24 protein-coding genes and 4 pseudogenes are annotated in these 18391 nt (G+C 60.8%); 21 read left to right on the top strand and 7 right to left on the bottom strand.

The window, feature by feature from the left end:
* Positions 1–293 precede the first annotated feature (293 nt).
* The 7 genes and pseudogenes from DCC25_RS11530 to DCC25_RS11875 form a co-directional block, all read right to left on the bottom strand.
* Positions 294–806, bottom strand: a complete 513-nt coding sequence (locus DCC25_RS11530) for a hypothetical protein (protein WP_233487922.1) — start codon at positions 804–806, stop codon at positions 294–296.
* A gap of 849 nt (positions 807–1655) precedes the next feature.
* Positions 1656–1799: a BBE domain-containing protein gene (locus DCC25_RS11865; RefSeq protein ID WP_158278444.1), complete on the bottom strand. Its 144-nt coding sequence runs from the start codon at positions 1797–1799 to the stop codon at positions 1656–1658.
* A 54-nt stretch (positions 1800–1853) separates the two neighbouring features.
* Complete coding sequence (locus tag DCC25_RS05655) at positions 1854–2069, bottom strand: hypothetical protein (RefSeq protein WP_146206416.1); 216 nt, start codon at positions 2067–2069, stop codon at positions 1854–1856.
* Positions 2070–2552: 483 nt separating this feature from the next.
* Entirely contained in the window at positions 2553–3047 is a 495-nt protein-coding gene (locus DCC25_RS11870; RefSeq protein WP_370443908.1) for an AAA family ATPase, read from the bottom strand.
* 186 nt (positions 3048–3233) lie between these two features.
* Positions 3234–3670: pseudogene (locus DCC25_RS11545) on the bottom strand (relaxase domain-containing protein); the annotation flags it as partial.
* A gap of 102 nt (positions 3671–3772) precedes the next feature.
* Positions 3773–4192, bottom strand: coding sequence for a relaxase domain-containing protein (locus tag DCC25_RS11550; RefSeq protein WP_233487919.1), 420 nt, complete (start codon positions 4190–4192; stop codon positions 3773–3775).
* Between the two features lie 280 nt (positions 4193–4472).
* A complete protein-coding gene (locus tag DCC25_RS11875) occupies positions 4473–5087 on the bottom strand; it encodes a 4'-phosphopantetheinyl transferase superfamily protein (RefSeq protein ID WP_110100940.1) in 615 nt (204 codons plus the stop codon).
* A gap of 80 nt (positions 5088–5167) precedes the next feature.
* Between DCC25_RS11875 and DCC25_RS05675 the strand changes: the two genes are divergently transcribed.
* The 21 genes and pseudogenes from DCC25_RS05675 to DCC25_RS11220 all read left to right on the top strand — a co-directional run bounded on the left by DCC25_RS05675 (position 5168) and on the right by DCC25_RS11220 (position 18069).
* On the top strand, positions 5168–6523 hold the full coding sequence (locus tag DCC25_RS05675; RefSeq protein ID WP_158524735.1) for an AMP-binding protein: 1356 nt from the start codon (positions 5168–5170) through the stop codon (positions 6521–6523).
* Between the two features lie 3 nt (positions 6524–6526).
* The gene (locus tag DCC25_RS05680; protein ID WP_110100942.1) at positions 6527–6787 is read left to right on the top strand and encodes an acyl carrier protein; all 261 of its coding nucleotides are present in this window, start codon (positions 6527–6529) and stop codon (positions 6785–6787) included.
* Between the two features lie 62 nt (positions 6788–6849).
* Positions 6850–7224 (top strand): ectoine synthase, encoded by a 375-nt coding sequence (locus tag DCC25_RS05685; RefSeq protein ID WP_110100943.1) that lies wholly within the window; start codon positions 6850–6852, stop codon positions 7222–7224.
* An 11-nt stretch (positions 7225–7235) separates the two neighbouring features.
* Positions 7236–8366, top strand: a complete 1131-nt coding sequence (locus tag DCC25_RS05690; protein WP_110100944.1) for an acyl-CoA dehydrogenase family protein — start codon at positions 7236–7238, stop codon at positions 8364–8366.
* Positions 8363–9028 carry a transglutaminase family protein gene (locus tag DCC25_RS05695; protein WP_110100945.1) on the top strand — a complete coding sequence of 222 codons (666 nt, stop codon included), beginning with the start codon at positions 8363–8365 and terminating at the stop codon, positions 9026–9028. Before DCC25_RS05690 ends, DCC25_RS05695 begins: the two co-directional genes overlap by 4 nt.
* Before the next feature lie 14 nt (positions 9029–9042).
* Positions 9043–9816: a maleate cis-trans isomerase gene (locus DCC25_RS05700; RefSeq protein WP_110100946.1), complete on the top strand. Its 774-nt coding sequence runs from the start codon at positions 9043–9045 to the stop codon at positions 9814–9816.
* Positions 9817–9920: 104 nt separating this feature from the next.
* Entirely contained in the window at positions 9921–10328 is a 408-nt protein-coding gene (locus DCC25_RS05705; protein WP_199223087.1) for a MarR family winged helix-turn-helix transcriptional regulator, read from the top strand.
* Positions 10329–10414: 86 nt separating this feature from the next.
* Positions 10415–11035 carry a DsbA family protein gene (locus DCC25_RS05710; protein ID WP_110100947.1) on the top strand — a complete coding sequence of 207 codons (621 nt, stop codon included), beginning with the start codon at positions 10415–10417 and terminating at the stop codon, positions 11033–11035.
* Complete coding sequence (locus tag DCC25_RS05715) at positions 11032–11520, top strand: nucleoside deaminase (protein WP_110100948.1); 489 nt, start codon at positions 11032–11034, stop codon at positions 11518–11520. Before DCC25_RS05710 ends, DCC25_RS05715 begins: the two co-directional genes overlap by 4 nt.
* Positions 11521–11556: 36 nt before the next feature.
* Positions 11557–11877: a multidrug efflux SMR transporter gene (locus DCC25_RS05720; RefSeq protein WP_110100949.1), complete on the top strand. Its 321-nt coding sequence runs from the start codon at positions 11557–11559 to the stop codon at positions 11875–11877.
* Between the two features lie 40 nt (positions 11878–11917).
* Positions 11918–12349 (top strand): multidrug efflux SMR transporter, encoded by a 432-nt coding sequence (locus tag DCC25_RS05725; RefSeq protein ID WP_110100950.1) that lies wholly within the window; start codon positions 11918–11920, stop codon positions 12347–12349.
* The gene (locus DCC25_RS05730) at positions 12346–13428 is read left to right on the top strand and encodes an MFS transporter (protein WP_110100951.1); all 1083 of its coding nucleotides are present in this window, start codon (positions 12346–12348) and stop codon (positions 13426–13428) included. Before DCC25_RS05725 ends, DCC25_RS05730 begins: the two co-directional genes overlap by 4 nt.
* A 60-nt stretch (positions 13429–13488) precedes the next feature.
* Positions 13489–14376, top strand: coding sequence for a polysaccharide deacetylase (locus DCC25_RS05735; RefSeq protein ID WP_110100952.1), 888 nt, complete (start codon positions 13489–13491; stop codon positions 14374–14376).
* 491 nt (positions 14377–14867) lie between these two features.
* A complete protein-coding gene (locus DCC25_RS11555) occupies positions 14868–15272 on the top strand; it encodes a hypothetical protein (protein WP_233487920.1) in 405 nt (134 codons plus the stop codon).
* Positions 15273–15353: 81 nt separating this feature from the next.
* Positions 15354–15659 carry a helix-turn-helix transcriptional regulator gene (locus DCC25_RS11560; RefSeq protein ID WP_233242849.1) on the top strand — a complete coding sequence of 102 codons (306 nt, stop codon included), beginning with the start codon at positions 15354–15356 and terminating at the stop codon, positions 15657–15659.
* A 393-nt stretch (positions 15660–16052) separates the two neighbouring features.
* Positions 16053–16100: pseudogene (locus DCC25_RS11880) on the top strand (hypothetical protein); the annotation flags it as partial.
* Positions 16101–16167: 67 nt separating this feature from the next.
* Positions 16168–16848: pseudogene (locus tag DCC25_RS05745) on the top strand (SCO6880 family protein); the annotation flags it as partial.
* A gap of 51 nt (positions 16849–16899) precedes the next feature.
* Positions 16900–17139 carry a hypothetical protein gene (locus DCC25_RS05750; RefSeq protein WP_110100954.1) on the top strand — a complete coding sequence of 80 codons (240 nt, stop codon included), beginning with the start codon at positions 16900–16902 and terminating at the stop codon, positions 17137–17139.
* 61 nt (positions 17140–17200) lie between these two features.
* Positions 17201–17647, top strand: a pseudogene (locus DCC25_RS11885) (transposase); the annotation flags it as partial.
* Positions 17578–17778 (top strand): EndoU domain-containing protein, encoded by a 201-nt coding sequence (locus tag DCC25_RS11890; protein ID WP_370443909.1) that lies wholly within the window; start codon positions 17578–17580, stop codon positions 17776–17778. The pseudogene DCC25_RS11885 and the gene DCC25_RS11890, both read left to right, overlap by 70 nt.
* An 84-nt stretch (positions 17779–17862) precedes the next feature.
* A complete protein-coding gene (locus tag DCC25_RS11220) occupies positions 17863–18069 on the top strand; it encodes a hypothetical protein (RefSeq protein ID WP_146206417.1) in 207 nt (68 codons plus the stop codon).
* The last annotated feature ends 322 nt before the right edge of the window (positions 18070–18391 follow it).

An 18391-nucleotide genomic window follows, 5' to 3' on the forward strand; every position in this document is an offset into this window, starting at 1 on the left:
GGGAGAGAAGAATGCTGCGTCGAGGTCACAACATCCGTGCGACCCCAGCAACGGATTGGATTGGTAGAACCCAGTTGCCGAGCGCCGTGTTTCTCGGGTTGTCAGTCAGGCCGTGGTCGGGGCTGGTGGCCCATCCGGTGGGGAGGCGCATGAGCGATTCGTCGAACTCCGGCGCAGGTCGCGGGCCCTTCTCCTCTTTCAGGATCGCAGGGGCAGGAGTTGCTGGTCCGGTGACGTGTTCCCATCGGGCGATGGCCTGGGCGTATCGCCCCCAGCGGTGAAGATGTCCTCCATCAGAGCGAACAGGGTCTCCGATCGTTCCAGCTGGTCGGTGAGCCTGCCGGTCCGTGCACGGCGAGGTTGATGACCTGGTGGCTCAGGGCAATGATACCCCGTCGTGTCCGTACCTGGTCCGGGGTTGCGCCTTTGGGCGAAAAGTCCGAGGCCAAAAGTGTCCGTAACAGCGTCTTGTCGATGGGTGGTGAGGAAGAAATGGAACCGTTGGTGGGGTGTGCCGGCCAGTGACGCCGGTAGGCCGACTCAACGCGCACTTCGCCGGAGGTCGGCCAGATCCCCGAGTGTGGCTCCGTGCGCGCGAGGAGGTCGTGTTGGCTCGTCTCCCAGCGGCCACGGGTCGGGTTCCAGGTTGGGAACGGCGGGTGCAGGCTCGTCGGTTGCATCGTTTGGTTGCGTGCGTCGGGGGTTGTTCCTGCCGGGGTAGGGCGGATTAGGGGTGCGGAGAGCAAGTCGCGGACGTTCTCCATGATGGCGAGCACGGGTTGCAACGCGTCGATCGCGGCTGCCATGTTCGACCAGAGCCCGGAGCGGGTGCCGGGTGAGAGGCCGGCGCCGGTGCCGACGGCCTAGACCTCCTGACCCAGGAGCCCGCTGATCAGCACATCGATCGTCGGCACCGTCGTCGCCCAAGTCGATGACGGAGATGTCTCCGAGGTGCGGGGTGCCCGCCCAGTGACGCGTGAAGACGCGGATGGGTGGGGCATCGATCTCGGAGAACCAGATCGTCTCCCCGCCGGTGGCGTGCTCGACGGCGAGGTCGAGACCCCTGTAGCCGGAGAACAGCGACCCGACCCGCAAAGGACGGTTGACGTTCTCGTCGTTCGGCTCGCGCATGGGGACTCCGGCAGACCGGTGGGCCCCGGGCGTCATCCTGCGACTCCTTGATCGGGCTGGTCATCCGCCAGGTGCTCGGATCGCCTCCTGCTTCCAACTTCGCCTGAATCGGCCCGGCTCATGCTACATCGTTCTTTCCGGCCTCGCCTCAGAGCCACCAGCAGGCGGGTCTGGTAGGAGGTTTGGATCGTGGCGTGCTCCACTGCGGCGACGGCGGTGTCGAGCTCTTCTGAGGGTCGGGGCGGTCAGCGCGATCAGCCCGGCTTAGCGCAGTACGCCGACGACCAAATACGCCCAGTCATAACGGCGCCTACCGGCTGTTGCACTGGCGTTGTCTGTACGAGGGGCATCTTCTCGTCGGGGCACGTGCTCTGGCCCTCGCTCCTGCAACGCGGAGCGTCAGACATAACTCCATGACCTGTACACGGCGACTGCCAGTCGTCGCCATGGACAACCAGGCGCCACCGATGCCGTTTCATATGGCACCCGTTCCGATTCGACGCATCTTAGAGAAGGGCGTACTTTCAGCGCGCATTGACAGGTATGGCGCGCCCGAGTCGGATGAGGTTAGCTGGGTCGTAGTGGTGCTTGATGTCGACAAGGCGCTGATAGGTCTCGGGTTCGTAGCAGGCACTTGTGCTCAGCTCGGTGGCATTGTCTCCGAACAAAAAATACAGTGCTCGACTGGTCGCCCCGTGCGCGAGGTCTTCGACCAGGGCGGACTATTCGTTCGCGAGGTCGTAGCGTACCTGCCGGGCGATCGGCGTGATTATCCGGACGACGTAAGTCGCATGAGGGTGGCCGATCGCGTTGTCACGCTCTGGCTTCCGCGTGGCGACACAGCGGAGGTAATGAACCTGAAGGAGCATGTAGTTCTCGGTCTCCGCATCGATGCGTGCCATGACGGTCGCGGTGGCGTCCAGTGCCACGGTAGTCACGTCATCACCTTCATAGCCGCGCGAGTTTGCCGGTTCGGCGAATACCTTGCTGCAGTCGGCGTAGGATATCAGGTAGATGTTGTCCTCGACCGGTCCGCAGTGCGTCAATCGCGGAGATACATGTCCGGGGGGTCGGTGCAGATGACGAAGAGGCGCAGGGTCCGCTTGCATCGGACGCGTTCCGGCAGAGTCAGAAGGTCGGGGAAGGTCTTGAGCGACAATGAGGAGGGGAGTTGGTTGGGCACGCCGGTGGTCCACTCCAGGTTACGGCTGACGATCTCAGGGAATCGCTCAGGGGGCGAAGCTCAGTGCGCCGGCAAGTATTTGGTCGACGGGAAAGAGCTGGAGCTGCAACGCGGTGACTATGCCGAACCCGGTGACGCGGTCGGTTGCGTATTTCATACTGCCGGATGAGTGGTCCCACGCCACCTCCAAGGCTGTAGCCGGCAACATCCACCGTTGGTGCGCTACCGTTGAGTGGGGTCAGGCCGTGGCGTGTGGCCTCGCGCGCGACCGCCTCCGAAGTTGTTCCACCGCCGACTCGAGCCAGCCGTACGTCCGGGTCGATATCCACAAGCGGGAGTCGTCGGGTGCTGACGGGGCGAGGCCGATGTCCGAGTGGCGTCCGTGCCCGGCGGTCCAGGCCCGGTGCAGTGCCGGTAGCGCCGTGGTCTTGCCGGCCCCGGCTGGGCCCACGAGCATATCGAGTACCCGATCTGAGTGGGCAAGGTTCGAGACTGTGGGGATCTGGTCGACGGACTGGAACCGGGGCCCGTTCTCGTCGATGAAATGCTCAGAGAGAGCACGGTCGAACTCCAGGGTCAGCCGGAGTGATTCGGCTTCGGCCCGTTCGATGATCTGATCAAGGAGGGCCATGCGGTCGTTGGTCGTGGTGAAGCGCACCCCCATGAGCTGCCGTATCGTCTCGGCGTGGATGTTCCACCGGTTCCACACCGGGTGCCGGTTGGCGACCGCCATCAGCACCACCGTCGCAATATCAGCCACCTGTTCCAGGGGCACATCGTCGGCACGCAGCCTCGCCTCAGCCGGGGTGTGTGCGAGGAGATGTTGCGCCCACGTCGTCGCGTCCTCGCCCAGCAATCCGGTCGCGCGCCAGCGCCACTGAGTAGTGAGCTCGGCCAGAGAGTGCAGTTCCTTGACCGGCCGCGTCTCCAGCGTTGCCTGCTGCCGCAATCGGGCGATCGTCGCCGGGCTAGGTTCGCGTCCGTAGGTGACGATGTACTCGGCAATGAGCCGATCTTTCGTTGCTTCGATGCCCTCGACCCCGTCGGTTCCAGTCGTGCGTCGGGAGAACCCAGCGATCAGTTCAGTGGGCACACCGTCTATCTCCCAGCCCGTGTTGCGGTCCTTGCCTCGGTCGACCGGGGACCAGGAGACACCGAGCAGCCGGGCAGTGTGATCCGTGAGGAACGCGTTGTAGCTTGCCGACAGCGACACGGTGGCCTTGTGCAGGCGGCGCGGGAGTCGTAATGATCGAACGCAGTGGCAATCACTCCGCTGATCGGCATCCTCACGATCTCGCCTCGGCCGACGCGGGTTGAGGTGACCCGTTCTCCAAGCATCGCGATGGTGTCGCGCATGGCTGCGTGATGCGCCTGTGAGATGAGGGCTTGCGTGCCCGCGTCAGCGACACCTCAGAGAGCGCTCAGCGACTTCGGTGGGGGAGAACGTGAGGTCGAACCCTACAACGGCGTTGCGCGGCTTCTTCGCAATCTCTTCGCTACGGCTTTCCTCGATGGCTGCATCCCGTTGCGCTGGCGACCGGTCCGGGTCGAGCTGCGCAATGCGGACGGCGATGGGCTCGCGCGGGGTTGCAGTTTCGGGAATGGGTGGCCGAGCCGTGTGCCGGTGATTCGATGCAGGCCGTCACCGAGAAGCCGTGCGAGCTGGTCCTCGGTGACGGCCTCGCCGTCGGCAAGTCCGGTGCCGTGGTCGTCTTCGAGGCTTGCCAGCCTTGAGCCGATCCAGGTGCCGCGCGGGCACTCGGATTCGGTGTAGTAGCGGGTCAGCGGGGTGCCCACGTCGCGGTCGCCGTCGCCTGCAGCGACGGAGGACAAGAGATACTCGTATCTGCGGCCGGCCGACATGACGCGGATCGTCATCACCACGGCGGCTCCCTTCCGAGGCTGGCCTCTGGAGGGTCGCCTCAGCGGGCAGGTGCGCGCGGCACGCCGGTTTGCACTACGGTGCCAACTGTGTGGGTGGATCTGATCGTGATCAATGTGCAGTAGCTAACGAGGGCTACACTGCACAGAAACAACTGATTGACCAGCTGCGACAGCTGAGCTTGTAGGCGGACTAACGCGCGGAGTCCACAGTTCTCGGAGAGGAATCGGCAGCGGCGCATGAGGCGCCGGATGCGGGACAGGCTCCCTCAGGGAGCTAGAGCGCGTGCCTCCAGGATATGCGGAGATGGCTCTTACCGTGCCACACACCATGAGAATCCAAGTAGGTACTCGTTCCGCGCCCGCAGGGCATCACGATGGTCCGGTGCGCGGTCGCCTCGACCACAGGAGATGTCTCAATAGCGCACGGCAACGCTTGCAAGCCCATGCCCAGCGCCTTCCCCGCGGCTTCCTTCGCAGTCCAGATCTCGGTGGAGATATGCTCCACGTCAGCCTGACACTGTAGCTCCGCGCGCTCGCCAGGAGACCACGCCCAAGCAAGATCGACGCACGCTTGCGAGGTGAGTCGCTCTTCGACGTCGACTCCGATCGGCACATCGGCGACAACTACCGCGGTGAGCGACAAGGAGTGGGAGACCGAGAAGTACTTGCCACTGTGAGCGAGGGGAAAGCTGCGCTCTGAACAGCGGAAATACCTCCTAGCACCCGCTCCAAGCGCCCGCTCGACCAGAAGCGCGGCAACGTCCTCGTTGCCCCTCGTGGGAGTCGTCCACAGGCTGATGGGCGAAGGGGAATTGTGACAGATTATGACACCTCTATCGTAATGTCTTGATGCATGCACATGCAGTAGTTTACATTGATGTATGTACATCGAAGCAAATAGCGAGTGATCGCCAGAGTCCGCTCCGGCTCTCACTCGGAGTACAAAGAAGAGAAGGGACCAGCGTGAGCATGATGGCTACGACAGCCCCCACCCCGACGGCGGGCCTAAACCTGGAGCCCGGGACCATTGTCGAAGGCGAGGACAAGCGCAGCGATGATGTCGCCGGTTACGGATACGGCATCTACCGCGCAGCCAAGAACCGCAGCCTCATCGATGAGTGCGTCGCGATCCTCAATCGCGGAGGCGTAGTAGCACTGGTTCCCACTTCGGCATCAGACGACTACCTGGCGACGATCGTCGAGCAGATCGAACACTTCGCCAGAACACGCTCAGCTTCGACAGACTCTTTGGAAGGCGGAGTCCTCGCACTGCCCACCTCCGGGTCAACGGGGTTCCCCAAGCTCGTCGCCCTGCCCGCCACAGGCCTCACTCAGTTCCTGCACTGGGGCGGCGACTACTTTGGCTTCAACGACACAACCGTGTCCCTGAGTCTGAGCCCCTGGAACTTCGACGTGTCCCTACTGGACACCTGGGCGGTTCTGGCCGCCGGCGGTACTGTGGTCGCGGCTGAGGCAGCCCGCCTCCACCAGGCTCCCTACCTGGTCCGACTGCTCGAACAGCACCGGCCAACATTCATCCAGGTCGTTCCCTCCACTCTGGATGCGCTGCTCAACGCCGTTGGAGACGCGGTGTACCCCTCGGTTCGGGAAGTGGTTCTCACTGGCGGCGTCGTTGCACAATCGCTGCGCGCGGCCGCAGCGCGACTTTTCCCAACTGCAACTTTCCATAACGTCTATGGAGCCACCGAGGTCAACGATTGCCTCATCGAGACGCTCTCAGCCGAACAGTTCTCTGAAAGTGAGACCCTGCCGCTTGGCACGCCTATCGCCGGCTGCGAGGTTTTGCTCAACTCCAATGGAATTCACGTACCTCTCCGAAAGAGCGCCGAGGAGGCCCACGGGGAACTACTCGTGCATACGCCGTGGATGGCGCAAGGCTATATCACCGAGGGAACCGTCACGCCCTTACCCGTGGCCGGTGAGGCTTTGTACCCGATGAAGGACCAGGCAAGGTGGTCAAATGGGCAGCTGATGTATAACGGCCGACGTGATCGTCTTGTCAAAGTCCGCGGCCAGCGAGTGAACCTCGAAGAAATCGAGCAGGCTGCGCGTCGGACGGCTCTGGTCGGCATTGCCTGCGCGTGGCTCGAGGTCTCTGACTCCGCAGAAGAACTGCATCTTGCCTACACCGTGCCCGATCACGGCTCTGCCGCAACCGGACTCCAGTTGCGCATGGCAATAAGCGCTCATCTGCCCGCCTTCGCGATGCCGAACAACCTGCATGCCTTCACCGGGCCCCTGCCGTTGAACGGTAACGGCAAACCGGATCTTCCCACCATCAAATCACGAGTAGGGAGTGAGTAACTCATGTCCACCCTCCACAGGGTCAAGCAGTACATCGTCGAAACGTTCGCTACCGACGTCACGGCAGACCAGTTGCCGCCTGATGTCGATCTACTCACGACAGGAATCCTCACCAGCGTCACCACGGTCCAGTTGCTCGGCTGGTGCGCTCGGACCTACAAGATTCCGATCAACACCATCTCAATCAATCCGGACGAGCTGAAGACGCCCGAGGGCATCGCCAGCTTCATCGAGGCCAATCGCACTGACGTCATGGCTTGCTGACCATTACCATCCAATCACCGTCAATTATCACCGAAATCGCCTGAATAAGAGGGAGTACCACCATGTTCACCAAGCCCACGAACGAAGTTTCGGCCGTCGAGTGGGGCAGTGGCACCAGCCACCGCCTCCTGGTCGAAAAGGACAACATGGGCTTCGCCGTCGCCGACACCGTCTTCCGGTCGGGCACCGAGTCCAAGTTGGAGTACCGCAACAACCTCGAAGTCTGCTACTGCATCCGTGGCGCGGGCAACGTCGAAGACACCGAAGGGAACTTCTTCGAGGTCACTCCCGGCATGGTCTATGTCCTGGATGACAACCAGCCCCACTATCTGCGCGCATCGGACCACGAGGATCTCGAGCTCGTCAGCGTCTTCAACCCGCCGACCCGCGGAGACGAGAAGCGCGTGCTCAGCGCCAGAGGCTTCAGCACCTACTAGAGGAGTAGACGATGAGCACGATTCTGACTGACGACCCGTGGTTGGGGTTCCTCGACCACCTGCGCAAGTACGCGCCCACGGCCCCACCCTCACAGAAAGCTGGATTCCCGACGGAACTGTGGAATGCCGCTGCCACGAGCGGGCTATTCAGAACGCTCGCCACCGAAGGCATCGGCAGTACAGGAATGAGCGCCGCCATCAACCGAGTCCGTGAACTCGGGCGCACCAGCCCGGATCGAGGACTGACCTTCTCAGCAGTGACCCAACTGGCCAGTACCATCTACTGCCTGCGCGCATTCGCAGAGCGACAGCTGCGGGATCGCTATCTGCCGGCAGCCGAATCCGGCACCACCATCGGCGGCCACGCGATCACCGAGGCCGAGGCCGGGTCAGACGTCATGAGCACGACCAGCACAGCGATTCTCCAGGGGGACTACTACGTCCTGAACGGTACAAAGAGGTTCATCACCAACGCACCGATTGCCTCGACCTTGGTGATCTACGCTAAGACCATCGAAGACGGCGTCGACAAGGGGCTCTCGGCGTTCCTCGTCGAGACTGGATGGCCCGGCGTCGACACTTCCCAGCCGATGCCCACGGCCGGGCTGAGCACCTCCCCGATCGGGGAGGTCGCGCTGGAGGACGTGAGAGTGCCCGCTGTCAACCGCGTCGGGCACACTGGCGCAGGCCTGTTGATCCTCGACCAGGTCATGAAGCGCGAGATCCTGCTGGCCTTTGCCGGCAACATCGGCGAGATGGAGCAGCTGGTCTCCCGCTCAGTGCAGTACGTCAACGACCGCGAACAGTTCGGGCGCAGCATCGGCAGCAACCAGCTGGTGGCAGACCGGATCGTCCAGACTCAGATCGCCATCGAACTGGGCGGAGCCCTGCTGGAATCCATCGCGGAACGACTGGACGGCTTCGAGGACTTGACCGTTCCGATCGCTGCGGCCAAGGTCTTCATCAGCGAGGCCAACGTCGACTCGGCGATCAACGCCATCCGCGTCCATGGCGGCAACGGATACCTGACTACGTCACCGTTGGCGAGCAACCTCCTCGATGCCATACCCGGAGCGATCTACTCCGGATCGAATGACCTCCTGCGCACGAAGATCGCCACCATGTTGGGAGTGAACTCATGATCGCTCGCGAACCTCAGCTGACCCAGGCGACCGCCGTGTTCGACTATGACGCCCCGAGCGTTACGCAGTTTGTTGAGGACGCTGGCTGTTACAGCGAGGCGAACGTCGCCAATTCCGTCGAGCGTCTCCACGACGCCGTGCGCGACACCATCGACTACAACGTCTTCAACGTCATGCTGAACACGGACCTTAGCGCCTCGGACGTTGTCGATAAACCTTCCGGCTTCTGCCTGCACAAGAGCATCCTGTTCGTCGCTGGCTGCCGCAAGCTCGGCGTGCCCGCCGTGCTGTGCTCCGACGTGGTCACCAACCACGTCGCCGACGCGGCGATGCACGAACTCGTCGGAGGTGAGGAGTTCCTGCACTGGTACGCACGGATCTACCTCAATGGTCGGTGGATCAAGGCCGCGCCCATCTTCAACACGCTGCTGTGCATGCTCTACGGCATCGATGTCCTCCGCTTCAATCCCAGCGGCGACGCCATCGAACAGCGCAACAGCGACAGCACCAGGATGATTTATCGCGGCGAGCAACGCTACTATGTCGATCCGAACATGGACGAACTGCTCACGCTCATCGCGACCAAGCACCCGAAGATGGTCACCGATCACGGCCGCACACCAACCTCACTGAGCCTGGCCGCAACGACGCTGCCAAACTAGAAAGGAGAAGACACGTGTGGAAATACGACGGTTGGGAATCCGACTTCAAACTCGGGATCGTCACCCCTCACGCCGACATCGGCCCGGAGGCCGAAGCCCAGGCGATGCTCGCCGGCACACGAAGCACCATCCACGGAGCACGCGTCGACTTCAGCCCGATGCACCCAGGCGGGACCATCGACGAGAAGATCGCCCATGACCCGGTCATGCAGTTCATCGCTCCAGAGATCATCGACCGCACGGTCGACAGCCTCTCCAGCTCGCCCTTGGACGCCATCGGACTGGCCTTCACCAGTTCCTCGTTCAAGATCGGAGCAGACCGCGAGCAAGAACTGCTCATGCGCCTGTCAACGGTCAGTCACGGCATCAAGCTCGACACCACGGGCACCGCGGCCACTGCCGCGATCCGAAAGCTGGGTCTGAACAAGATCGCCATCATGGCGCCCTCCTGGTTCGACGACGAGCTCTGCCGAGCCGGCGAGGCCTACTTCCGAGACCACGGCATCGACATCGTCTCCGCAACCCCCAGCGGTCCTACAGGAGGCCCGCTGACCATCACTCCGGCAGCCACCGCCGCAGCAGTGGACGAACTGGTCGCGACGACCGGCGCTCAGGCCGTGTTCATCGCCGGCAACGGACAGCGAGCTATCGGGGCGATCGATCATCTCGAGTCCACGCTCGGCATCACGATGCTCACCGCTAACCAGGTTTTGCTGTGGGCCAGCCTCGACGGAAGCGGCCTGAGATCCCAGGTGGAAGGATACGGTCGCCTCTTCTCCGAGAGGTGAGCTGCGCGAACGCACATGGTAGGGTTATGTGCATGTACACGGATCATTCTGAGCAAGCACATACCCCCCCGACGCGCAACCTCAGCGCGGCATGGTCGCAGGTTGTGGCCATCGTCGCCGCAGTGGATGCCACACTGGGTAAATGGCTCGTTGACACCTACGGAATCGGACTCACCGAGTATCGTGCAGTCCTTCACCTAAGCAGAACCGCGGAGCGGGAGCTACGTATCCACGAGCTCGCCCAGAAGGTCAGCTTAAACTCAAGCTCCGTGACCAGACTCGTTGGGCGAATGGAGGACAAGGGGCTGGCGTTCCGAGACACCTGCCCCGACGATGGACGCGGGGTCTACGCGGTCATCACTGAGAAAGGCCTCAAATCCGTGGAGGAGATCCGCGACCCCTACGATGCGAAAATCAGCGAACTGCTCTGCGACGCAGCCAAGCAGTACCCACAGCTAGATCTGGCCGGCCTTGACCACTCCTTCGAGGCGATCAGCAAGCTTACATCTTAGCATTTGGCGCCCTCGAGCGAGAAGGGCCAACTTTTACCCATATAGATGCATGCACATACAGTAACATGATTGAAAGGACCAGCACTATGACCACGAAGATCGATGTCTTCGTCGATTACGTCTGCCCGTTTTGCTTCCTCGTTGAGGGAGCGATCGAGGAACTCAAACGGGACCGTGATGTCGAAGTGACCATCCGGCCGTTCGAGCTGCGACCGGATCCCGTTCCCACCCTGCGCCCGGAGGACGACTACCTGCCACGGATCTGGAGAGACGCCGTCTACCCGATGGCCGAACGGCTTGATGTTCCCATCAGCCTGCCGACCGTATCTCCCCAGCCGCGCACGGAGAAGGCGTTCATGGTCCTGCAGCTGGCTCAGGAGCAGGGCAAAGCCGAGGAGTACTCCAAGGCGATGTTCAAGGCCTTCTTCCAAGATGACTGGGACATCGGCAAGGATCCCGTGATCCTTGACGTGGCAGTCTCGGCCGGCCTCGATCGGGAGGAGGCCGAACAGGCTCTGCACAGTGAGGAACGACGGGCCAGGCAGCAAGCCGATCAGAACTATGCGGTCAACACCGTGGGCGTCACCTCTGTGCCAGGCATCGTGGTCGAGGGCCAGTTCCTGCGCGGGGTACCCAGCGCCGCGCGGCTAAAGAAGACTGTCGACACTCTGGCCGAGGGCGCGACGGCCGCCGAGGCCCGATCATGAGCACCATCCCACCGGACGTTCTCATTCAGGCCATGAACGAGGCGGTCGTAGTGGGTGTTGAGCACGTCGAGGCCGGAGGGCTGCCCTTCGTTGGCGTGCTCGTCGACAACAGCGGCGTCATCTCTGATTTTGGAGTCAACCGGGTCAGGGAAACCCGTGACCCGACCGCCCACGCCGAGATCGTCGCTATGCGCGAAGTGCTCAACTCTGATGACCGGGACGACCTCTCCGGCACCACGCTGGTGGCCACGGGCGAACCCTGCGGACTGTGTTATCGCTTCGCTATCGATCAAGGCGTGGATGCCATATACGTCGCCGTCGATCGCGACGCCGTCGCCGAATGGGGCTTCGACTACCGCACCAGCTACCTCTCGCTCGGCATTACTGATGAGCTTCGGTCCACCGTCTTCAACTCCTTTCCGGCCGAACGAGGCAACGAACCGTTCGCTCGCTACTTTCACACACAGATCAACAATGGACGCTGACCAGCGTTCGAATGCACCTTTGAAAGGACATCCATCATGAGCTGGCTCTACCTCGGAATAGCCGTCATCTTCGAAGTCGCCGTCGGCATCTCCGCCGGAAAGGCGCAGGGCTTCACCAAGCTTTGGTGGAGTATCGCCACCCTCGTCAGCGGAGGCATCGCCACCTTCTTCCTCAGCCTGGCCCTGCGGACCTTCGACGTCGGCGTCGGCTACGCACTGTGGACCTCCTTGGCAGGAGTCGGCATCGTCGTCCTCGGCGCGCTCTTCCTCTCCCAGAAACTAACCTGGAAAAAGCTCCTGGGCATTGGCGTCGTCATAGCCGGTGTTGTCGGCCTCAACCTTGCTGGCGCCGCTTAATCCCACGCCTGCACTATCACCTTCAGAAAGGATCATTCTCATGGCTACCACTGCCAATCATGAGACCACCATTTCGACAGACACTGAGAAAAAGGCTGGCCCCTGGCTCGCCCTCCTCCTCGCCGGAGGATTCGAGGTTGGATACGCCCTGAGCGTGAACGGAAGCAATGGTTTCACAAACCCCACATGGTCCCTCGTGGCCATCGTGTTCTTCCTGTTCACTCTATTCTTCCTCAGCGTAGCCCTGAAGAGAATCGATGTCGGCATCGGCTACGCTGTCTGGGCCGGCATCGGCGCGGTCGGCGCCGCCCTGCTGGGGCCAGTCTTCTTCGACGAGACACTCACCCTAATCAAGGGGTTCTGGCTCGCAGTCATTATCGGCGGTGTCATTTGGCTCAAGCTCGCTGACAGTCCAAAGCTCTCGGCGAAGTCAGACAGTACCTCCAGAGCGGCTACGGAACTGCACAAGTGACCTCAGCGCGGCCCAGCTCCTACGGCATCGTAGGTCGAATAGCGGTTGCGGGCTGTGGTGGTTTCGCCGCGTTCTATACCTTCTACACCACAGCATCAAGCGCTCTAAACGAGTCAGGCATCTCATCTGGAGCACGAGTAGGCATAGTGATGCTCGTTGTCGTTGCCGTCCAGCCGCTTCTTATCATTGGGCGGAGATGGGTCAGGAATCGCCGCGTTGCCGTCATGCTGGCACTGGCGGCTATGGGCTTGGGCAGTGCGATCCTCCCCTTGATGAACCAGTGGCCAGGATCACTACTTCTCGGCCTTGGCTTCGGCGTCTTCGTGGTGATGAGTACCGTTTGGGTCAAAGAGCAGGCAGCATCTGGCCAAACCGGCCGCGCCCTCGGCACCTATGGCTTTGGCTCAGCGGTGGGCGGAGCGCTCGGAGCCCCGATAGGCCTCTATGCTGCCGAGCTAGGAGGGCAATTGGCCGTAGCGCTCGTCGGGAGTGCCTTCGCGCTGGGCGCATTGGTCCCGGCAGGGCAGGCGAAATCGTCCACCGACAACCGTTCTGATCTACAGCTGGGCAGCCCGTCGGTGGAGCTCGCCGCGCCTGATTCTCTGAAACGCTCGCGGACTTTTTCTACCGCCACTATTGTCATCACCAGCCTGGTGGGTCACCTTTTCGCCGTGAGTCTCTACGCCGCCGTTCTGTCCTCAGTCGGCGACACAGAGGGTACGTGGCTACCGGTTCTGGCTGCGTTGATGGTCCAAGTGTGCTTGGCGCTGGGTCGCCTGGTGGGAGGCCGCCTATCTGATCGATATCCGCCGCTTGCCATCCTTGTGACGGCAGCCGGAATCCTTGCCTTATCAACGATGGTCTTCTCTGTCGTTCTCTCTCGTCTGGGCATACTCCTAGCCGTTGCAGTCATCGGATTTACGTCTGGGGTAGGTCAGACGGCAGCGCTGACCGCCATGATGCGACGCGCCCGCACGTCCAGAAATACGGAGATGGCCAGTGCAGGATGGAACATCGCCTTCGACGCTGGCTTAGGTATCGGTGCACTCGCTGCTGGATGGGCCTTCTCTCAAGGCTAGGTCACTTTTAACATCACCTTTCCGAACGAGCAATCAAGATCATTCAAGGAGGAACTCAAAGTGTCTAAGAAGATCATGGTGTCTATCGGTATTGACGTTGACGCCGTCGCCGGGTGGCTTGGCTCGTATGGTGGGCAGGACTCACCTAGCGATATCTCGCGTGGAATGTTCGCGGGTGAAGTCGGGGTTCCTCGGCTGCTCAAGCTGGCACAGAACCGCGAGATTCCAGTGACATGGTTCTGGCCGGGGCATTCGATTGAGACGTTCCCTGAGCAGTTTGAGAGGACGCTTGCGGCTGGACACGAAGTAGGTATGCACGGGTACAGCCATGAGAATCCACTGTCGATGACGAGGGAGCAAGAAACGGAGGTGGTCGACTACTGCCTGGAGTTGTTTGAGTCGCGCATGGGTGGGCGACCGGTGGGATACGTAGCCCCGTGGTGGGAGTTCTCGAGAGTCACTAACGAAATCCTGCACGAGCGTGGATTCCTGTACGACCACTCCCTCATGCACGACGATCACACTCCTTACTATGTGCGCGCCGGCGACGAGTGGACACCGATCAACTTCGATGCGGCTTCGGCCAAGGAGTGGATGAAGCCTCTGGAACGCGGGACAGAGACAGACCTCATCGAGATTCCAGCAAGCTGGTATCTCGATGACCAGCCGCCAATGATGTTCGTCAAAGGAAGCGCGAACAGCCACGGATACGTAACTCCCCGAGCGCTCGAGTCGCTGTGGAGGGACCAGTTCGACTGGGTCTATCGCGAAATGGACTACGCAGTCTTTCCGATGACGATCCATCCCGATGTAAGCGGTCGCCCACAGAATCTATTGATGCTCGAGCGGTTCATCGAGCATATGTCAGAGCACGACGGTGTCGAGTTTATGTTCATGAAGGACGTCGCGACAGACTTTAAACAGCGATTCCCCCGCGTTCAAAAGTGATTGGCCACAATAAGAAGGGAGGGGCTCATCGCTCTAATTGGGTATCGAATGATAGTCGACCGTTTTTTGAGAACCCGGATTCACTGTTGTCAGCTTGCCACGATTGCAGACCTGCATTTGCGTAGCTCTGTTCGTCCGCGCAGGTTTCGCTCCAGCCGACGTGTACTCCATGTGCTCAGCGGGCGGTGTCCGCCTGAGGCCAACGGTCGCAATGGCAGCAATGGTTACCTAGCTGTTCCAACACTGCACGAAGATCCGTCAGCCTAATTTTCTCTGCACTACCCACGCCCAAATGAATAGGCGATGAAGCTCCCGCAGCCTGGGAGGGAGGGCAAGAATCCATCAACATATTGAACATTCACACACCCCTTCCCGATTTCGAGTTTGCGCCAATACTTGCGAGAACGAAAACGCTCCATAGGCCGATAGGTCCGACAGTATATGATTGCACCAAACTTATCGTCATCCGTGATGGATCAGCTTTCCTCACCGTGAACTCCAATCGGCGGGCTGTTAATGTCGGTGATGTTGTCTTGCTGGGAGCAGGGGTCTTTTGCGGATCCGACCCTGAGCCACAAATCCTAACGAGCACCGTCTATATTGACCCAGACTATGCACCCCACCAGCTTTACTGGCAGTACGTCAACGTCATTGGAGACCGATTAGATACGCAAGATTTCGCGGACATCATCTACGCCGATCCCGCTCAGGTTCGCCACCTCGGCGAGGGGCGGGTTGGGCTACTGATGCCCTGGGTAGATGAAATTGTGAAACTGAGTCTGGGTCCACACGGACTTAGTCTCCACGCTCACCGAATGCAAGTACTGTGGTTCTCGATCCTTGATGTCGTCGTGCTGTTTGTGCAAGTTACTCCAGTGCGGATCTCGCCCGGGTAGCGCGCAAGCACGTTGCCGACCCGACCACGGCATAGTAAATTCTCTCCAGTTCGAGCAGAAGCACGACAAGCCGCGGACCTGATGAGGCAGAATCTTGCGCACTCGTGGACCTGTGCAGAACTCGCGTCAGCCACACCCCTGTCGGCTTCGCGATTCAGCCAAGTATTTGTGGCGGCGTTCGGCAAGACCCCGCACGCGTGGCCGACGATGTTGCGTGTCGAAAAGATGGCTCGCTTGTTCCGAGATACAGATGATGCGATCCACAGCATACTCCGACAAGTTGGATGGGCGAGTCGAGGACATGCGGCACGTCTCTTCCGCCAGATCATGGGCATGAGCCCAAGCCGCTACCGTGCACTCAAGCGCACCGAGCAACAAGCCTTCTGACTGGTTCTGATCTGACGGATCTCGGTCCGAATATTCGGATCATTCGCACCATACGGCACATGGTTCCTTGTTTTACGACTATGCCGGTGTATACACCAGGTGCTCCGACGGACTTGGCGGCCAACCTCCTCATCCACTGACCGTCTCGACCGTTGGGCGCCCTGGCTCACCTCACAGGTGACCAGTCGGGAGGAGACCACACGGTGCGAACACGGAACTACGCGCGGACCATCCGGCAGTGCCCGAGCGTGCCCTGGCACGCTCCCAATCACCGGTGCTGGCACCCGGATCGAGCTCACGCTCATGAGGTCCAAACGCAACGCCGTGTCGAGAGCGCTCCAGAACGTGGGGGCATCGGGATCGATTCCTGCTGCCGCGCGCGAGTTCGCCCGCATGGGCGTGCTGGTGTTCGTGTGCGCTCCGAACGGGAAACACCCGATCACGCCGCAAGGCTTCCACGACGCGACAACCGATCTGAATCAGATCGAGGAGTGGTTGGCGGACTCCGGGGTGGGCGAATGTGCTGCGACAGGAGATGAGAACAATGACCTCGGCACTGCGGGCCGCGGACCTGTCATTCACCGAATGGCTGAGCACCGGACAGATCGCCGTCATCCTCCGCTCCGCCTACGATCCCGCGATCGCCTCGACCCTGGACCGTCATGGCGACCTGGGCCAGGAACTGGCCACGGCCGGACTGGTCGCCGTGAACGAGGCCTGGGGGCATCTGCGCACGGACTCCGCCTATCACGCGGTGCTATGGGTTTCGGAATGGCCCAGGTCTCTCGTCCACCCAGGCTTCCTCGCCCCGGTGTTGCTGTCGACGGGAGTGCTGCGGTCGTTCTCCCTCATCGTCACGCCGATGCGCACCGATCAGGCCGCCCGCGATATCCGCAAGAAGAAGGTGGAATACGTCTCGGACGACGCCCAGCGGGCCCGGATCGGGCAGATCGAGGACGCCTCCCAGAACGCGGAGTACCAGGAGCAGCAGACCGACCTCACCGCCGGGCACGGGGTGTTGCGCTACAGCGGTCCCGTCTCCGTGACCGCTGACACGCTTGAGGATCTCGATGCGGCGGTCTCGGCGATCACCAAGGCCGCGATCCAGTCCTCCTGTGAGACCCGCAAGCTAGTCGGACAGCAAGCGAAGGCGTTCACCGCCGCTCTGCCACTGTGCCGACAGGTCTGACGAGTCGGGTGTACCTGAGGGGCATCACCGGAGACGAAAGAAGGTGCCGTGATGCCTACGCCTGCCCATCCTGCCGAGAGCGCAGAAGTTGCCAACACTGCCTTGCGAGATCTTGCGGACGCGACCATGGCGGTCAGAGATCCGGACCAGTTGTATGTCGTCATCTCCGACACCCTCGGAGGGGTGCGGGCCCTGGACCGGATTCTGCGCCGACGCGCGGAGGCCCACACCCGTCACCGGGAGCACGCGATCTGGGGTGTATCTAGGTTCTTGGACAGTTTTTTGAGATGAGAGGATCGAGATCATGTTAGCTAGTTGGAGGCGGCAGTTCTGTCCGTAGTTTAGGGCCGAGGCGGTGCAGTTGGTTTTGCAGTCTGACCGTTCGATGGCCCAGGTCGCTAGGGAGTTGGAGATCAATCCCGGCGCTTTGGGTAACTGGGTGCACAAGCACCGGAAGGCCAATCCAGCGCCGCAGCCGTCGCTGAGTCCGACCGATTATGGCAGGCTAGCTGTAATTCCCCGCGAGTGTTCACAACCTCCCGGGGAACTACACCTAGGAATCCGGAAAACCCGCCAAAACTCCAGCCTGAAGGATTTGAGCCCCTTGATTCGAAGCAATGGAACCACATCCTCTACGGAGAACGAGATAATAAAAGTTTTTCGGAAGCGCCGAAGGGCAAGGGCGGCCACTATCCAGGATTTGGGTGGATTTTTGAGAAGGAACGAGGTGTGCCTCGCACTGAGTTCCCTGAAGACTGGTCAAGAGACGATATTGCAGGCGCGATTGAAGAGGTGCTAGATCATGGTGAAGCGCTTGTGCGTGGTCATCGTACGTTACATAGGAAGTCTGTCGACGGTGTTGTTGTGCGAGTTGTGACGAGTCGGCGCAAGAATGGCATGAGATTCATTTCTACGGCACACCCAGAGTAAGATTGATATATGAGGTCCTATTTTGAGATTTTCTCTTCATTGAGGGATATCCTTCTTCCCGTGGTGGGGGATCAAGACACGACTATGGAAATTGCGCTGAGTTTGTCAGAACATAGGGAAATTCCTCTAGCTGTTGGCTTTTGTCTGACCTTGGCTTTAGAAGAAGACGTTCGTGTTCCGATGGAACTCTTGGATGAGGTTGCTCAGATGTTTGATGAGGATGATCCGGATGATGAGATTGCCATCGAGGATATTTCGCGTTTGCGTGAGTTGAATCAGCGAGTGGCATAGATCTACTTTTCACTGCCCCGTACCCGTTTGTGGTGCGGGGTTTTGTTGTGCCCGGTTGCTGGTGTGGTGTCCGGGTTTTTAGTGGTACGCGCCCGTTTTTTAGTGGTACGCGCCCGTTTTGCGCGGTCTCTTGATGAGTTGAAGGAAAGGGTGTGGTCGGGTTGTCCGAAAACACTGAACCGTCCTGGGTTTTGTGGCTCTTCACAATCGAGGGTGTAGACGGGGGTCTCGGGGAAGTGGCGCGTCGATAGCTGGATAGAGGTCGAGGCCTTCCGATGATGGAAGTTCCTACACAAGCCATCTGAAAGACCTCGACGTGCCT

Source organism: Auritidibacter sp. NML120636 (genome assembly GCF_003185945.1).
Classification (GTDB): Bacteria; Actinomycetota; Actinomycetes; order Actinomycetales; family Micrococcaceae; genus Auritidibacter; species Auritidibacter ignavus.

What these genes read in the sequence shown, in the direction of transcription:
- DCC25_RS05680 (WP_110100942.1), top strand. Translation starts at nt 6,527, where the DNA reads ATGTCCACCCTCCACAGGGTCAAGCAGTACATCGTCGAAACGTTCGCT.
- DCC25_RS05715 (WP_110100948.1), top strand. Translation starts at nt 11,032, where the DNA reads ATGAGCACCATCCCACCGGACGTTCTCATTCAGGCCATGAACGAGGCG.
- DCC25_RS11530 (WP_233487922.1), bottom strand. Translation starts at nt 806, where the DNA reads ATGGCAGCCGCGATCGACGCGTTGCAACCCGTGCTCGCCATCATGGAG.
- DCC25_RS11870 (WP_370443908.1), bottom strand. Translation starts at nt 3,047, where the DNA reads ATGGCGGTCGCCAACCGGCACCCGGTGTGGAACCGGTGGAACATCCAC.
- DCC25_RS05695 (WP_110100945.1), top strand. Translation starts at nt 8,363, where the DNA reads ATGATCGCTCGCGAACCTCAGCTGACCCAGGCGACCGCCGTGTTCGAC.
- DCC25_RS05710 (WP_110100947.1), top strand. Translation starts at nt 10,415, where the DNA reads ATGACCACGAAGATCGATGTCTTCGTCGATTACGTCTGCCCGTTTTGC.
- DCC25_RS05685 (WP_110100943.1), top strand. Translation starts at nt 6,850, where the DNA reads ATGTTCACCAAGCCCACGAACGAAGTTTCGGCCGTCGAGTGGGGCAGT.
- DCC25_RS05725 (WP_110100950.1), top strand. Translation starts at nt 11,918, where the DNA reads ATGGCTACCACTGCCAATCATGAGACCACCATTTCGACAGACACTGAG.
- DCC25_RS11875 (WP_110100940.1), bottom strand. Translation starts at nt 5,087, where the DNA reads ATGTACATACATCAATGTAAACTACTGCATGTGCATGCATCAAGACAT.
- DCC25_RS11220 (WP_146206417.1), top strand. Translation starts at nt 17,863, where the DNA reads ATGGAAATTGCGCTGAGTTTGTCAGAACATAGGGAAATTCCTCTAGCT.
- DCC25_RS11560 (WP_233242849.1), top strand. Translation starts at nt 15,354, where the DNA reads ATGAGGCAGAATCTTGCGCACTCGTGGACCTGTGCAGAACTCGCGTCA.
- DCC25_RS11550 (WP_233487919.1), bottom strand. Translation starts at nt 4,192, where the DNA reads ATGACGATCCGCGTCATGTCGGCCGGCCGCAGATACGAGTATCTCTTG.
- DCC25_RS05750 (WP_110100954.1), top strand. Translation starts at nt 16,900, where the DNA reads ATGCCTACGCCTGCCCATCCTGCCGAGAGCGCAGAAGTTGCCAACACT.
- DCC25_RS05675 (WP_158524735.1), top strand. Translation starts at nt 5,168, where the DNA reads ATGATGGCTACGACAGCCCCCACCCCGACGGCGGGCCTAAACCTGGAG.
- DCC25_RS05720 (WP_110100949.1), top strand. Translation starts at nt 11,557, where the DNA reads ATGAGCTGGCTCTACCTCGGAATAGCCGTCATCTTCGAAGTCGCCGTC.
- DCC25_RS05690 (WP_110100944.1), top strand. Translation starts at nt 7,236, where the DNA reads ATGAGCACGATTCTGACTGACGACCCGTGGTTGGGGTTCCTCGACCAC.